The sequence below is a fragment of the Arthrobacter sp. H-02-3 genome, from assembly GCF_003097355.1.
Lineage (GTDB): Bacteria > Actinomycetota > Actinomycetes > Actinomycetales > Micrococcaceae > Arthrobacter > Arthrobacter humicola.
In genome coordinates, this window is the sequence record NZ_PYUI01000009.1 from 86438 (window position 1) to 98574 (window position 12137).

Sequence of the window (12137 nt, forward strand, 5' to 3'; positions counted from 1 at the left end):
TTACCTAATCGGAGGGTGAGGTGTGAGATCTCACCCTCTTTTTATGCCCGATTGTTGCATTGTCCGAGGCCAAGCATTGACATACGTTTGTCAATTGTCGGACGGAAATATTCCTGCTCTACAGTCCACAATGTCAGTCCCGGTTCTCCTAGGCTTTATGTATAGGGAACCACCAGCAAAGGATGAGCACTATGTCCGAGGCACTGCATTACCGGAATGTCTTAGCGGGACACTACCGTCACCGCCCCAACGACACCGCTGCGATTCTCGAAACTCGCCAGGCGATGAAAACAGCCAAGCTCGCGGCCGCGATTGAGAAAATTCTGGCCGACTCGCCACCACTGCACAGGGAACAAATTGAGCGTCTTGTTGGGTTGCTTACCGCACACGTCGCGCCGGGTGAGTAGGCGTCATGACAACCGTTCCGGAGTATGTTGCACGCGTCGTAGCAGACGCGCCGCCGCTGTCCGATGAGACGACGGACCGTATCGCGCTGCTGCTGAGGCCAACGCGCGCCAGCAACCACCCTGACCCCAATGACTGAGCACACACAGGGCTCCGCTGTGAACATGCCAGCAGCCGCCGTAGTCGCGGAGCTCCAGAAATACGCCCAGTCGGTGGGCCTTGTGCTGACGGCGCGTTGTGCCCGTTGTGGAGCGCCGTTGTGGGCATCGCGGAGCGTCAGCGCCAAGCTGGGCCCAAAGTGCAGGAAGCGGGAGGCCTGACCGCCGTGGATGCACGATACCCGACCAAGTACCTGAATGACCGCCGGATTCTGAACCTCAGCCATGAGGCTCACGTTCTCATGATGCAGGCGACGGCTTTTAGCGTCACCAACATGACGGATGGATTTCTCAACACGGACGACCTCGCGCTGATTCCCCGCGCGCGGATCGAAGCAGCCAATGAATTAGTCCAGGCCGGATTGTGGGAAGTCACCAAGGCCGGATGGTTCATGCCGGAATTCCCGAAACATCAGACATCGAAAGACCAACTCGAAGCGCTGGAGCGGAAGCGTCAACAAGACCGCCAGAACTCCAAGTCCTACCGTGAGAGGCAAAAGCACAGGACATCATTTGACGCGTCAGGCACTGAATCATCTGACGCGTCAGCTGACGAATTGGCTGACGAAAGCTCTGACGACATAGGCAAGGAAAGGCAAGGAAAGGCAAGGCAAGGAAAAGAAGAACTAACCAGCAGTAATGATTCAGAACGGCGTGACAGGGAATGGCTGGAGGGTAAGTCAGCGCAGGTGCCCGTCACCGCTGCCGCCGCCTTGAAACTGAATGACCCGTGTGTGACGCCTGGGTGTGACGGGCGTCTGAATCAGGCTCAAGTAAATATGGGCGCGAGCATCTGCGCGGAGTGCACTTATCAGCTGGCTAGGCAGGGCAAACCTTGACACCTACGTGTCAGAACAACGGACGACGAGAGGAACAACCGTGGGAACGGTGAAGTGGGCCAGAGTATGGATCCAGGATCTGCCGCACGAGGATCGGGACGCCGCCGGCGAATGCCAGGACCGTGCAGCAATCAGGAGGACAACACCATGACACGGACAAACAGCGGAATGATTCAGGACGTCATCGGACTGGCGCGCGCTGCCAGCCGCGAGGACAAGCAGGCCTTCGTCGCGCTTATGCCGACCAGGCTGGACGACGCACAGATCATGCTCGAAGTGGCCACGAGGATCTTGTACTCGATCACAGAGGGCGAGCACCAAGACGCACTGTTCGACAAGATAGTCGAGGAGGCCCGAGCTGCAGGCGGGGACGTACCACAGAGGAACGGCACCGAGTAGCAGCAGGCACCTGCAGCGGCCGGGGGAGCGACACGCACCCCGGCCGCAGCCATGCCAAGGGCAGCTAGCCGGAACGCAGCCGCCACAAGCCCCGGTTTTTTAACACAGACAGAGCGCGGAAGACCTCGCCGTCTACCGATTTATATTTCCCCGATTTTTAGTGAGAAAACCGATGTGCCCCAAGATGTGCCCCTATGTGTGACCCTTGTTCGATAATCTGGTGTAATGGCCGAATTAGTGCATGGACTGGCAGGGTACAAGGGCGGTTGCCGTTGCGACGTTTGCAGGCAGGCGAACGCTAAGCGTGTGGCTGACCGGAGACGCGCGCTCAAGAACGGCGGCCCGTTGCGGCAGAATCCGGCTCCCAGCAAGCCCGTGAAGGCTCCGGCTGTCCCAGTGCTTGAAAGCACGTCGGGGCCGTTTGGGGAGCATGTAGCGGTTTCCGGTGGCGCAGGCGGCGGAGGCACATTCGGGGGCACAGGGCACACAGGGGGCACAGGCGATACTGAGGCCAAGACGGAGGCTAGGATCGAGGCGATTTGGAAGTCTGCGGGCATGGGGGCGTGGGACGCGGAAGCGGAAGCTATCGAGGACCAGGCAATGCAGGCAGCCCGGGCGATTGACTCGGCTACATGGAGCGGCAAGACGCACCAGACACCCGCTCAGTGGCGGCTGCTGAATGACGCTATCGCGCAGCTGCGCCGGAAGTTCCCGCTGCAGGCCGCACCGGCTGCCCCGGCGGCGCCGGTAGCGGCCGACGACGACGGCAGCGGTTTGGATTTCCTGACGCCGCTGGGGCATCCGAGCTTGCGCGCTCCAGAGTACCGGCGGGGCTGGAAAGAGGGCGACGTTTGGGATCCGCACGCCAACCCTGCGGACGGCAGACTGCCGGATGGGGTAGAGGCTCCGGAGTCCGACGCCGGACCAGGGATCCGCTGGGACGCGGGATCCGACCGCGCGGAGGCAGCGCGCGAGCAGTACGAGCGCGAGAACGCGGAAGCTCTTGCAGCAGCACGCGCCGCTAGTGACACGTAAGTGTCAGAGTTACACGGCTGTAGTTTGTCTGCCCAGACGCCGTAGAATTGATTTAGCAGGGCAGGTCGAAAACCACCCTGCGGACAAAAGATTTTCTCCGGCAGCGCGCACCGCACCGGGCCAGCAGGACAGCAGCACAACGGACAACGAATCCGCCAGCAGGCAGGCCGACAGCCACCCGCTACCAGCGCAGATACAGCGCGGGCGTCGAAGTAGTTTCCGCTTCAACACACTCATTTCTGCGCCACAAGTGGGCGCAATTCCTGAAAGGCCGATCCAATGGCACAGACCAACCACAGCATGGGAGCCATGCTGATTGAGCAGCGCGACAAGCTGCGCGCGCAGATGGAAGCGATTCTGGACAAGGCTCAGGGGGAAAATCGCGACCTGACCACACCGGAATACCACCAGTTCGATGCCCTCGAAAAGGACTTCGACTCTGTCCGTGGGCGGATTGACGAACTCGTGAAATTCAACGATGACCTCACGAACGCCAATAGCGTGCTGCGCAACGTCGGCGGACTGGCGCGCACTGACGCTCGGGGCGGCGATTTCGTCTATGAGGCGACCGGCAAGCGCGCCGCTGTCCGCCCGGGCGAGTCCTTCCGCTCGCATGACGTCGTGGCCGAATACCGGGAATCCAACGAGGATTTCGCGCTGGCGCAATACGGCAACCTCGGCCAGCTCGTGCGCTCGCTGACCACCTCGGGCGGATCCGCAGTAGTCCCGTCTGTCTGGGCTGCGCAGCTAATCGACCTGGCCCGGGTGAACTCGGCCGTAATGCAGGCCGGCGCAACACTCGTGCCGATGGACGCGGGCGTGGTTAAGATCGGCCGGCTGACCGGCGACCCCACGGCGGCGTTCCGCACTGAAGGTAGCGTCATCACTCCCTCAGACCCGACGTTCGACAACGTGACGCTGACCGCGCAGACCATGAGCTGCCTCGTTAAGGGCTCGCTGGAGTGGTTCCAGGACGCCGACAACGCGGACACCATCGTGAAGCAGGCGATTGCCAAGGCAATGGCCGTCAAGCTTGACCAGGTGGCACTCTACGGCGGTATTACTACCGGATCCGGTGCTATCAGCCTTGCTACGCCGCCGAACCCGCGAGGCGTGCTTGCTGCCCTGCTGGCAGTCCTTCCGGCCAACGTGCTGCCGTCGTCGGGCGCAGCAGCCAACGGCACTGCGCAGACCGCCGCGACGTTCTACGGCGAAGTCCTGGATACGATTTACAAGGTCCGGGCGGGCAACGAGGAACCCAACGCGATGCTTTGGAACGCGAAGCTTGCGCGGCTATACGCTGGCGCAGCGGATACGACCAACCAGCCGCTGCGGGCGCCGGCGGACGTCGAGGGACTGGAAAAGTTCGTCACTAACCAGATCCCCAGCTACACGCAGGGCACCATGACCAACACGGCGACGGATCTGTTCGTTGCTGATTGGTCCCAGCTCCTGATCGGGCAGCGTCTCGGAATCACGATCCAGGTTCTGACGGAGCGCTACGCGGATACCGGCGAGATCGGAATCGTGGCGCACTGGCGGGGCGACGTCCAGCCCGCCCGTCCGGCTGCATTCTCGGTATTCCGCGCACTCAAGGGCGCGTGAGCCTGGTGACAGTCCGGAGCCGCATTAACGATAAGCACAGCGCCCGGCCCGTGGTCAGCCAGTCAGGCGACCCGGAGCCGGTAGCGGATCCGTTCGGGGAACTGTCCTCAGCCAACCCGGCCGTGGGCATGCGCACCGACAGCAATGCCAACCGCGTGGCCCAGGATTTCCTGCATCTGACGAATCCGGACAACGGAACCGACGTCGTTTTCACGCCAGGGGAAGCTCTCCCGGGGTGGGCGCGCGAGCTGCAGGCGCAACGCATGGACATGCCGAACCTCGAAGATGAAATGCTCTACGGGTCCAGGTATGACGCTGTCCAGGCCCCGAAAAGGGCGATCCGGACACAGGTAAAACCGCCTTTGTCTGGCACGGACAAAACAGAATAGATAGATGTGTGGCCGGAAGCGTAGCGCCACTTCCGGCCACTACCCCGAAAACTCAAATGCGTTGGGCGTGACCGCCGAAGGGCGTGCGGGAGTATTCGCCCCGTACGCATTCCAAACCGGAAGCGCGAGCCAATGGTCGGAGGGGCCGAGTGTACCGGCCCTCGGGAAGGGTTTTGGGACGGTTTACCTCCCCGATTGTTGCCTCCGGCCACGCCCACAATCTTGGACGTCAACGTCACCACTACCGGGTCTAACTTTTTGAGATTTGCAGGCCAGTCCGATAGCGGAAACGATGGTTTCGAGGATTTTTCCTTAGAGCTTGATCCGTCGACCTGCCAGCGTCCAACACGGAAAGACCCTCCCCCGAAGCTCTGGGGAAGGGTCTTTCTGCTTGTTTAGTGCGTTGTCGTGTGGAGGTAACCCAGCCAGGCGATCACCGGGGTGGCGACTCCTGCAAGTGTCGAAACAACCATGCAAAGGTGTTTGAGGCGGGTGCCCGGGGGTCGGTCCATGTGGTTCGGTTCAAACGTGGTCAAAGGGACGACCTTTCAAATTAGGTGTCCGACCACCGGGTGCGTAGCGAACCAGACGGGGCAGTGCGCGATGAGCTTCTACGTGTTTCCACGTTCTGCTACGTCCCGCTACGTCCTGCCACGTCTTGCTACTGAACTGCGTACCAAGTAAGTTTGAAGAGCTACAACAAACTCCCGTTAGGGTTCCATGGATTCGCAGCCGGTCAGTCGGACATGTGGGTACTTGAACATTGACGGCAATCCGACCTCGCCGCAGTTCTGAATTCGTAGTTCAGATCAGTACGGCGGGGTCGATTTGTTTCTCCGTCAGAATCCAGTCTACTGAGAAGTCGCTGCCGCTCCTTATTCGTCTTACTTGTCCGTGTCTGTCCACAGGCAAAACCAGCTAGATTTAGGGCGAAATCTCCATTAATCCACAGGCCAGTGGTAGTCGGAGCTGAATTTACTTCCTGCTCCAGAAGTTGGCATTGTGCTTAGTCCTCCAGAGTCTCAGTCAGCAACATCGCCTCGTCATTGGCTCTCGGGGTCCTGCCAGAAGCCGCCGGCCGCGAGAATCCGGCGCATGTGTTCCTGCACGGCGTGCGCCTTATGTACGTCCGATGCCAGCGCCTCGTCAAGCCAGGCGTCACCCTTGCGGAGGTTCACCTGGGGCGCGAACCTCTCTAGTTCACCCACCTGGACGGGAACGATCTGGAACTTTGCAAGGTCATTCATGAATTCCTGGGCTTTCCCGTACTCGGCCATAAATGCCGTCATTCCGTAATCTTTTACCCGCTTCCATTCACTCGCGACGCTGAGCGCCGCGGTAACGTCATCCTTCGTCCTGCTTTCGTAGATTGCATCCGGCTCAGCGCTCAGCACACCAGCGATAGCTTCCAGCACTTGCCGGTTCTTGCGGCGGGTACGCGGGGTCCGGAATTCCGCCGTTGCTGCCAGATACGTTTCCTTGACATCTGCCCAATGTCCGCCGAAGGTCTCGTACAGTTTCTGGATACTCGATTCGCTGTTGACGATATCCAGGTCGGGTGACGCGACCACGGGCACGCCCGAAGCCAAGAGAACTCGCGCCAAAGCAGGTATGTTGCCCTTTCCTGCCGATGGCACAAATAGAACATCATGCGGGCGAATCTGGAGCTTTTCTCCAACGTCGAGGGCTTCCAGCGCTGCAGCGTAGAAGCGGCAGTCCCGTTCGTTCTCGGCTATGACGACCAGTTTGTGGAAGAGTCCGTCGAGAAGATTCGAGTGACGCAGGGAAGCTGTTCCCCACGCGCGTCTAAGAGTATTTGAATCAAGATGCTTTGCATCCGTCACTTCATTGTCACGGCTCAATCGGATCACCGAGACAGCCACCTCTTCAGCATCAAGCAAGCCTGTCAGAAAGTGTCGATCATGGGTGGCCACGATCAGCTGAATACCGCGAGAATGGGCGAGGCGCGCCAATGTCGAACCAAGTTTCCGCGACTGAGGAGGGTGAAGGAATGCCTCCGGCTCATCTACGAGGATCAGTGGGTAAGTCGCAGTAATTACCGGCAACAGGAGTGCGAGAGCACTTTGCATGCCATCGCCTTGCGTATGGAGTCCGGGGAGGCGTTGCAGCTGCTGGAGATATTCGCCAGAAACGTTGTCGATTGGCGGAGCGTCAGCGGCGGGTTTTCCAACCCTGAAGAATAGATTTCCGCTTAGGCGATCCAGCGTTAGATCGACGTCGAATATATCCTTCGCTGCGGTCTTGAACTCTTCAAGCAAGCCCGCAGCTTGTTCGATGCGGTGAAGTGGATGGGTTGGCGGGTCGTTTAGATCGCCGCGTCGGAGAACCGGCTGGACGTGGTCGAATCTTTGCTTTGCGGTGGCAAAGTGAGTGATGAAGGACGCGATAGGGCCCAAGGGGCCACCCGACTGAGCCTGATTTCGGAAGTGGACAATATGATCCGCGGGGACAATGCCTCCAGCGGACACAAGTCCGGTCTGACCTGAAAAGTTGTTAACGAACGCACTCGTTGATCCAGCCCATTCGAGGAAGTCGGCTGTAGTTCCTTCCCAGCCCACTGTCACCTTTGCGAGAATGTGCGACGGCGTGCGTGCCTGACCAGGTGAGAGCGTCAAGGCTTCGTGAATTTCTCGCAGTGTGGTCGATTTCCCGACGTTGTTCCCGCCGACGATAGCCGTTACGCCGGTTCGGTTGATCGTCACGGAAGACCCGGAAAGGTCAATCTCGGAAACATAGAACCCGAATGCGTCGGCATCGCCCTCGGCGTGCTCGGGCGAGATGTCTGTTAGCCAAGGTTTCAGGTCGCTGTTTTGATGCATAGCGAGAGCCTACCTGCAGTTCTCGCCCCAAGTAGAGCAAGTTACTAGTAGCGAGACGCTAGTGACTGAGCGCTCACCAGTGTTAGGCGTCCAGGTCGTCTAGGAGGGCTAATAAGGCTTCCGCCAGTTGCCGTGCCACGCCTAACGGGAGCTCTACCGGTTCGGTCGACACAATGTCTACTAATACCGTCACACCCTCGTCGGTGCGCAGAAAGCTGGAAACGCTGACGTCTGACCGGTCTTGGTACGGCCCCTCGTAGGTGTCCAGGCCAAGATCAGCTGAGGCTAAGACGTCCAGAGAAAATTTCGAGTCCATGTTCATGGTGATCTCCAGGGAGGTTCGCGCAATTTGGTAGTGGTTTGAGATTATGCGCAAGTGCCTTCGTGGTTCCCACGGTGGCGTCCTGCATCGACCTGGTGGTCCACTGCAGCCGGCACGCCAACGGGCGCCGACAGGTCACCGAGATCCTGTCGCTGGGCCGCCGCGTGGAAAACGGAATCATCGAATCCTCCATGGTGTTCAGGATGTCGGACGGGCAGCTTCTTCCGAAGGCCAACTCGATGCCCGCCGCGGAAAAGTTCGCCCGCTCCGGCTATGACGTCGCGGCGCTCTTGGAGCCGCGCTAATGGCGCCGCTCCTGGGGATGCTGGGCGGGGCCGGACTTCTCTTGATCTGGTGGTCCGCGTGGGAGCAGCCCGGGAGCTCCCGGCGCAAGTCCCGGACCAGCAGGGTTGAGGATCTGCTGCGGACGGCGGGCATCGAAAAGGTCAGCGCGGCAGGCCTGCTCGCCTCGTGCCTCGGGGTCGGCGTATTTACAACCCTGGCCTTCTTCGCAGTGACAGCGTCGTGGCCGATCTCGGGATGCTTTGGCCTGTTTGGCGGCTGGCTGCCGATGGCGATCGTCCGGTGGCGTGCAAGGAAGCGCACGGCCGTCCTCCGCCAACTCTGGCCCGACGTCGTAGACCACCTCCGGTCAGCCATCAGGGCCGGCCTGTCACTGCCCGAGGCCCTGATCCAACTTGGCGAGAAAGGCCCCGTGGAGCTTCGCCACGTGTTCGTGGACTTCGGCTCCGACTACCGTTCCGGAGGCCAGTTCGATCCCTCGCTCACCCGGCTCAAAGAACGCCTGGCCGATCCCGTGGCGGACCGGATTGTCGAGGCGCTCCGGCTCACCCGGGAGGTGGGCGGCTCTGATCTCGGGCGACTCCTCGGCACCCTCGCCGAGTTCTTGCGTGAGAGCGCCCGGACCCGGAGTGAGTTGGAGGCCAGACAGTCCTGGACCGTCAACGCCGCCCGGCTGGCCGTCGCGGCGCCCTGGATTGTGCTGGTGCTGCTGGCCAGCAGGCCCGAGGCCGTGATGGCCTACAACACCGCGGCCGGGGCAGCGGTCCTACTGGGCGGCCTGGCTGTCTCATTGATTTCCTACGCCATCATGCTGCGGATCGGGGCGCTGCCGGAAGAGCAGCGGGTGCTCCGATGACCGGGCTGATGGCGGGTGCCACGGTATGCGGCTCAGTCCTCGGGGCCGGACTCTGGCTGTTCCTCGTGCGGCTTCCCTTCATGCGTCCGACGACGTTCGTCGAACGTATCGGTCCGCAATTGAGAACCCACAACCTGGAATCCCGGCTCCTGCGGACCGCCCCGCGCAATGTCACGCCGTTCGGGCCGCTGGAAAGGATTCTCCGCCCGGCGATCCGCGACGGCGTCAGATCACTAGGCCGAATCAACCTTGGTGCGACGGCCTTGAACCGCCGGCTTGCCCGCGCCGGGAGCGCCAAGACGGCGGTGGACTTCCGGGCCGAACAGCTCGTGTGGGCGGCCGGCGGCTTTGTCCTCGCCGTCGGCATCGTGGCGCTCGCCGGCAGTCTTGGCCGCTTCAGCCCGTTCGTCGCGGTGGTGGCCGTCGTGGGGAGCGCCGTGGGCGGGTTCCTGCTCCGGGACTACCTGCTGGGAGCGCACATCAAGAAACGGGAGGCGCTGATGATGGCGGAGTTTCCCAGCATCGCCGAACTCATGGCCCTCGCTGTCAGTGCCGGGGAAAGCGCCACCGGTGCGCTGGACAGGGTCTGCCGCAGCGCCCGGGGCGAGCTCTCGCACGAATTCAGCCGCGTCCTCTCCGAGACCCGGGCCGGGAAGCCCCTCGTGGAGGCCCTGCGGGAGTTCTCGGCCAGGACGGATCAGGGACCCCTTCTCCGTTTCGTCGACGGAATGATCGTGGCCGTGGAGCGCGGAACACCCCTGGCCGACGTCCTACGCGCGCAGGCACAGGATGTCCGGGACACAGCCAAAAGGGAGCTCATGGAGTCCGCCGGCAAGAAGGAGATCGGGATGATGGTGCCGCTCGTCTTCGGGGTGCTTCCGCTAACAGTCATCTTCGCCGTGTTCCCCGGCCTGGCCGCCATCAGTCTCGGACTCTAGGAGCCGCCAGCCCAGCCTGGACGCGGCGCAGACGGCGAGGCCTTGCAGGCCGCAAGGACGGAATTCAAGAAAAGCCATACGACGACGGAAGAGGATACGAAGAATGTCCCGCGGTCCTGGACTTGCCGGCCCGGATGCGGCGCCAGGATCTGCACCGAAGCATCACCAGGATTCGGGCACGAAGCGCAGGAAACCAGATGCACCAGATCCACAACAGCACCGGAAAGACAGAAGCAGCAGGAAGACAGAAGCACCGAAGAGACAGAAGCACGAAACAAGAGAGATCAGGCACGAGAAAAACGAGGAAAGAGGACACCGTGAAGAACTTCGGAACCCGGATGGCATTGATGGCGCTGAGCATGGTGACGTGGCGGTCTGTCGCGTCGCGGCTGCGGCCGGGGGACCACCGTGCCCGGGTAGCAGACCACCCGGAGCGAGGGGATGTGCCCGGCTGGGTGATGATCACCCTTATGTCCGCCGTCCTCGTGGCAGCCCTTCTGGCCCTCGCCGGTCCGGCGCTGGAGGGGCTCTTCAACCAGGCCATGGATAAGGTCGGACAGTAACAGGTGGCGGCACAAGGCGCGGGGCACGGCACCGGGCTCCGCCGCATCACAGACCGTGAGCGTGGGGCCGCCGTGGTGGACTTCGTGCTGATCGGCGCGCTGCTCACGTTGTTCTTCCTCGCGATCGTCCAGCTCACCTTGGTCCTCCATGTGCGGAACACGCTGATAGACGCCGCCGCCTCGGGGGCCAGATATGGCACGCTGGCGGACCGCAACTCCGGGGACGCTCGGGACCGCACGGTCCAGCTGATCACGGCGGCGCTGAACCCCGATTTCGCCCGGGACGTGGCCACCAGCGAGTCCACGTACCAGGGCATCCGCACGCTGGAAGTCACTGTCCGTGCGCCCTTGCCGGTCATCGGCTTTATCGGTCCAAGGGCGCTCCTGGAGGTGAAGGGCCATGCGGCCATCCAGCCGTAACCTCGCAGCGCCCCGCCCAGTCCGGGGCGTCCCCGGGGGAGACGGCGTCTCTCGGGACCTCAGCGCCGGGCCGGAACAGGGGAGTGCCGTGATCGAGTTCGTCTTCCTGTCCATGCTGCTGATGGTGCCCCTCGTGTACTTCATCATCACCGTGGGCCAGATCCAGGGCGGCTCGTTCGCTGTGGTTGGCGCCGCGGACCAGGCCGCCAAGGTCTATGTCGCCCAGCCGGACGCGGCAAGCGGCCGGGCCGCTGCCGAGCAGGCCGTGCTGCTGGCGCTCGCCGACTACGGGCAGCCGCCGGAGAACGCCAGCATCGACACACGCTGCGTGCCCGCGGACTGTCTGGCTCCCGGCTCGGCCGTGACGGTCACAGTCCACCTCGCCGTGCCGCTGCCCTTTATGCCCTTCAGCGATGTGCTTCATCTCAACGCGAGCCAGCTCAGCGCCTCGGCAACCCAGCTGGTGGGAAGGTTCCGGTGAAAATCCACGTCGGTGCATTCCAGCATCCAGCCAGGAACCCGTCCCGCCCGCAGGAGGGCCAGGTGCTGGTGCTGAGCATCGGGTTCGTCGTGATTGCGCTGCTTGTCGCGACCGTCGTCATTGCCGCTTCCAGCGTCTACCTCGAACACAAGAAACTGCTCTCGCTCGCGGACGGCGCCTCGGTGGCCGCAGCGGACAGCTTCACGCTCGGGCAGCTCGGCAACGCCGGCGGCACGCCATCCGCCGTATTGAGCGGTACCCGGGTGCGCAGCGCCGCCGTCGACTATCTGAGCCGCAACGGCGCCTTCGGCCGCGTCAGCGGCCTCAGTGTGGCGCCGTCCACGGGCAGCCCGGACGGTGCCACCGCCGTCGTGGTGCTCAGCGCTGCGGTCCACCCGCCAGTGGTGAACTTCCTGGTGCCCGACGGCATCCGGATCGAGGCGACGTCGACAGCGCGGTCCCGCCTCAGCCGCTGACCTGCCAACCCGCTGCAGCGCTGACCCGCATCCTCAACATCCCGGTTGCCCTATCAGTAGATGCTGCCAACCGGGGCCGATAGCAGCCCCAAGTGACAGGGCATCCGG

The 12137-nt window shown here is 62.3% G+C and carries 15 protein-coding genes and 1 pseudogene; 14 read left to right on the top strand and 2 right to left on the bottom strand.

The window, feature by feature from the left end; genetic code table 11:
* Positions 1-191 precede the first annotated feature (191 nt).
* The 7 genes from C9424_RS10810 to C9424_RS10835 all read left to right on the top strand — a co-directional run bounded on the left by C9424_RS10810 (position 192) and on the right by C9424_RS10835 (position 4830).
* Positions 192-407, top strand: a complete 216-nt coding sequence (locus C9424_RS10810; protein ID WP_116766853.1) for a hypothetical protein — start codon at positions 192-194, stop codon at positions 405-407.
* A 5-nt stretch (positions 408-412) separates the two neighbouring features.
* The gene (locus C9424_RS22065; RefSeq protein WP_272914145.1) at positions 413-544 is read left to right on the top strand and encodes a hypothetical protein; all 132 of its coding nucleotides are present in this window, start codon (positions 413-415) and stop codon (positions 542-544) included.
* Between the two features lie 120 nt (positions 545-664).
* Positions 665-1402 carry a hypothetical protein gene (locus tag C9424_RS10815; RefSeq protein ID WP_116766854.1) on the top strand — a complete coding sequence of 246 codons (738 nt, stop codon included), beginning with the start codon at positions 665-667 and terminating at the stop codon, positions 1400-1402.
* Between the two features lie 147 nt (positions 1403-1549).
* Complete coding sequence (locus C9424_RS10820; protein WP_133247512.1) at positions 1550-1801, top strand: hypothetical protein; 252 nt, start codon at positions 1550-1552, stop codon at positions 1799-1801.
* A 555-nt stretch (positions 1802-2356) separates the two neighbouring features.
* On the top strand, positions 2357-2836 hold the full coding sequence (locus C9424_RS10825; RefSeq protein WP_116766856.1) for a hypothetical protein: 480 nt from the start codon (positions 2357-2359) through the stop codon (positions 2834-2836).
* Positions 2837-3145: 309 nt separating this feature from the next.
* Positions 3146-4441 (top strand): phage major capsid protein, encoded by a 1296-nt coding sequence (locus tag C9424_RS10830; protein ID WP_161958222.1) that lies wholly within the window; start codon positions 3146-3148, stop codon positions 4439-4441.
* Positions 4438-4830, top strand: a complete 393-nt coding sequence (locus tag C9424_RS10835) for a hypothetical protein (protein WP_133247513.1) — start codon at positions 4438-4440, stop codon at positions 4828-4830. The genes C9424_RS10830 and C9424_RS10835 overlap by 4 nt, the downstream gene beginning before the upstream one ends.
* A 1043-nt stretch (positions 4831-5873) precedes the next feature.
* On the opposite strand, the gene C9424_RS10840 is transcribed toward C9424_RS10835, so the two are convergent.
* Both C9424_RS10840 and C9424_RS10845 read right to left on the bottom strand, forming a co-directional pair.
* The gene (locus C9424_RS10840) at positions 5874-7670 is read right to left on the bottom strand and encodes an ATP-dependent nuclease (RefSeq protein ID WP_116766859.1); all 1797 of its coding nucleotides are present in this window, start codon (positions 7668-7670) and stop codon (positions 5874-5876) included.
* An 82-nt stretch (positions 7671-7752) separates the two neighbouring features.
* The gene (locus tag C9424_RS10845) at positions 7753-7992 is read right to left on the bottom strand and encodes a hypothetical protein (protein ID WP_116766860.1); all 240 of its coding nucleotides are present in this window, start codon (positions 7990-7992) and stop codon (positions 7753-7755) included.
* Positions 7993-8042: 50 nt separating this feature from the next.
* Here C9424_RS10845 and C9424_RS10850 point away from each other — a divergent pair.
* From C9424_RS10850 to C9424_RS10880, 7 genes and pseudogenes are all read left to right on the top strand, one after another.
* A pseudogene (locus C9424_RS10850) lies at positions 8043-8297 on the top strand (CpaF family protein); the annotation flags it as partial.
* Positions 8297-9151, top strand: coding sequence for a type II secretion system F family protein (locus C9424_RS10855; protein ID WP_116766861.1), 855 nt, complete (start codon positions 8297-8299; stop codon positions 9149-9151). The pseudogene C9424_RS10850 and the gene C9424_RS10855, both read left to right, overlap by 1 nt.
* Positions 9148-10089, top strand: coding sequence for a type II secretion system F family protein (locus C9424_RS10860; RefSeq protein ID WP_116766862.1), 942 nt, complete (start codon positions 9148-9150; stop codon positions 10087-10089). Before C9424_RS10855 ends, C9424_RS10860 begins: the two co-directional genes overlap by 4 nt.
* Positions 10090-10406: 317 nt before the next feature.
* Complete coding sequence (locus tag C9424_RS10865; protein ID WP_116766863.1) at positions 10407-10652, top strand: hypothetical protein; 246 nt, start codon at positions 10407-10409, stop codon at positions 10650-10652.
* Positions 10653-10655: 3 nt separating this feature from the next.
* On the top strand, positions 10656-11072 hold the full coding sequence (locus C9424_RS10870; protein ID WP_116766864.1) for a TadE family protein: 417 nt from the start codon (positions 10656-10658) through the stop codon (positions 11070-11072).
* The gene (locus C9424_RS10875; RefSeq protein ID WP_237563404.1) at positions 11053-11553 is read left to right on the top strand and encodes a hypothetical protein; all 501 of its coding nucleotides are present in this window, start codon (positions 11053-11055) and stop codon (positions 11551-11553) included. Before C9424_RS10870 ends, C9424_RS10875 begins: the two co-directional genes overlap by 20 nt.
* The gene (locus C9424_RS10880) at positions 11550-12029 is read left to right on the top strand and encodes a pilus assembly protein TadG-related protein (RefSeq protein ID WP_337189820.1); all 480 of its coding nucleotides are present in this window, start codon (positions 11550-11552) and stop codon (positions 12027-12029) included. The genes C9424_RS10875 and C9424_RS10880 overlap by 4 nt, the downstream gene beginning before the upstream one ends.
* Positions 12030-12137 lie beyond the last annotated feature (108 nt).

Coding starts and splice junctions, on each gene's coding strand:
- C9424_RS10810 (WP_116766853.1), top strand. CDS start 192: ATGTCCGAGGCACTGCATTACCGGAATGTCTTAGCGGGACACTACCGT.
- C9424_RS22065 (WP_272914145.1), top strand. CDS start 413: ATGACAACCGTTCCGGAGTATGTTGCACGCGTCGTAGCAGACGCGCCG.
- C9424_RS10820 (WP_133247512.1), top strand. CDS start 1,550: ATGACACGGACAAACAGCGGAATGATTCAGGACGTCATCGGACTGGCG.
- C9424_RS10825 (WP_116766856.1), top strand. CDS start 2,357: ATGGGGGCGTGGGACGCGGAAGCGGAAGCTATCGAGGACCAGGCAATG.
- C9424_RS10830 (WP_161958222.1), top strand. CDS start 3,146: ATGCTGATTGAGCAGCGCGACAAGCTGCGCGCGCAGATGGAAGCGATT.
- C9424_RS10840 (WP_116766859.1), bottom strand. CDS start 7,670: ATGCATCAAAACAGCGACCTGAAACCTTGGCTAACAGACATCTCGCCC.
- C9424_RS10845 (WP_116766860.1), bottom strand. CDS start 7,992: ATGAACATGGACTCGAAATTTTCTCTGGACGTCTTAGCCTCAGCTGAT.
- C9424_RS10855 (WP_116766861.1), top strand. CDS start 8,297: ATGGCGCCGCTCCTGGGGATGCTGGGCGGGGCCGGACTTCTCTTGATC.
- C9424_RS10860 (WP_116766862.1), top strand. CDS start 9,148: ATGACCGGGCTGATGGCGGGTGCCACGGTATGCGGCTCAGTCCTCGGG.
- C9424_RS10875 (WP_237563404.1), top strand. CDS start 11,053: ATGCGGCCATCCAGCCGTAACCTCGCAGCGCCCCGCCCAGTCCGGGGC.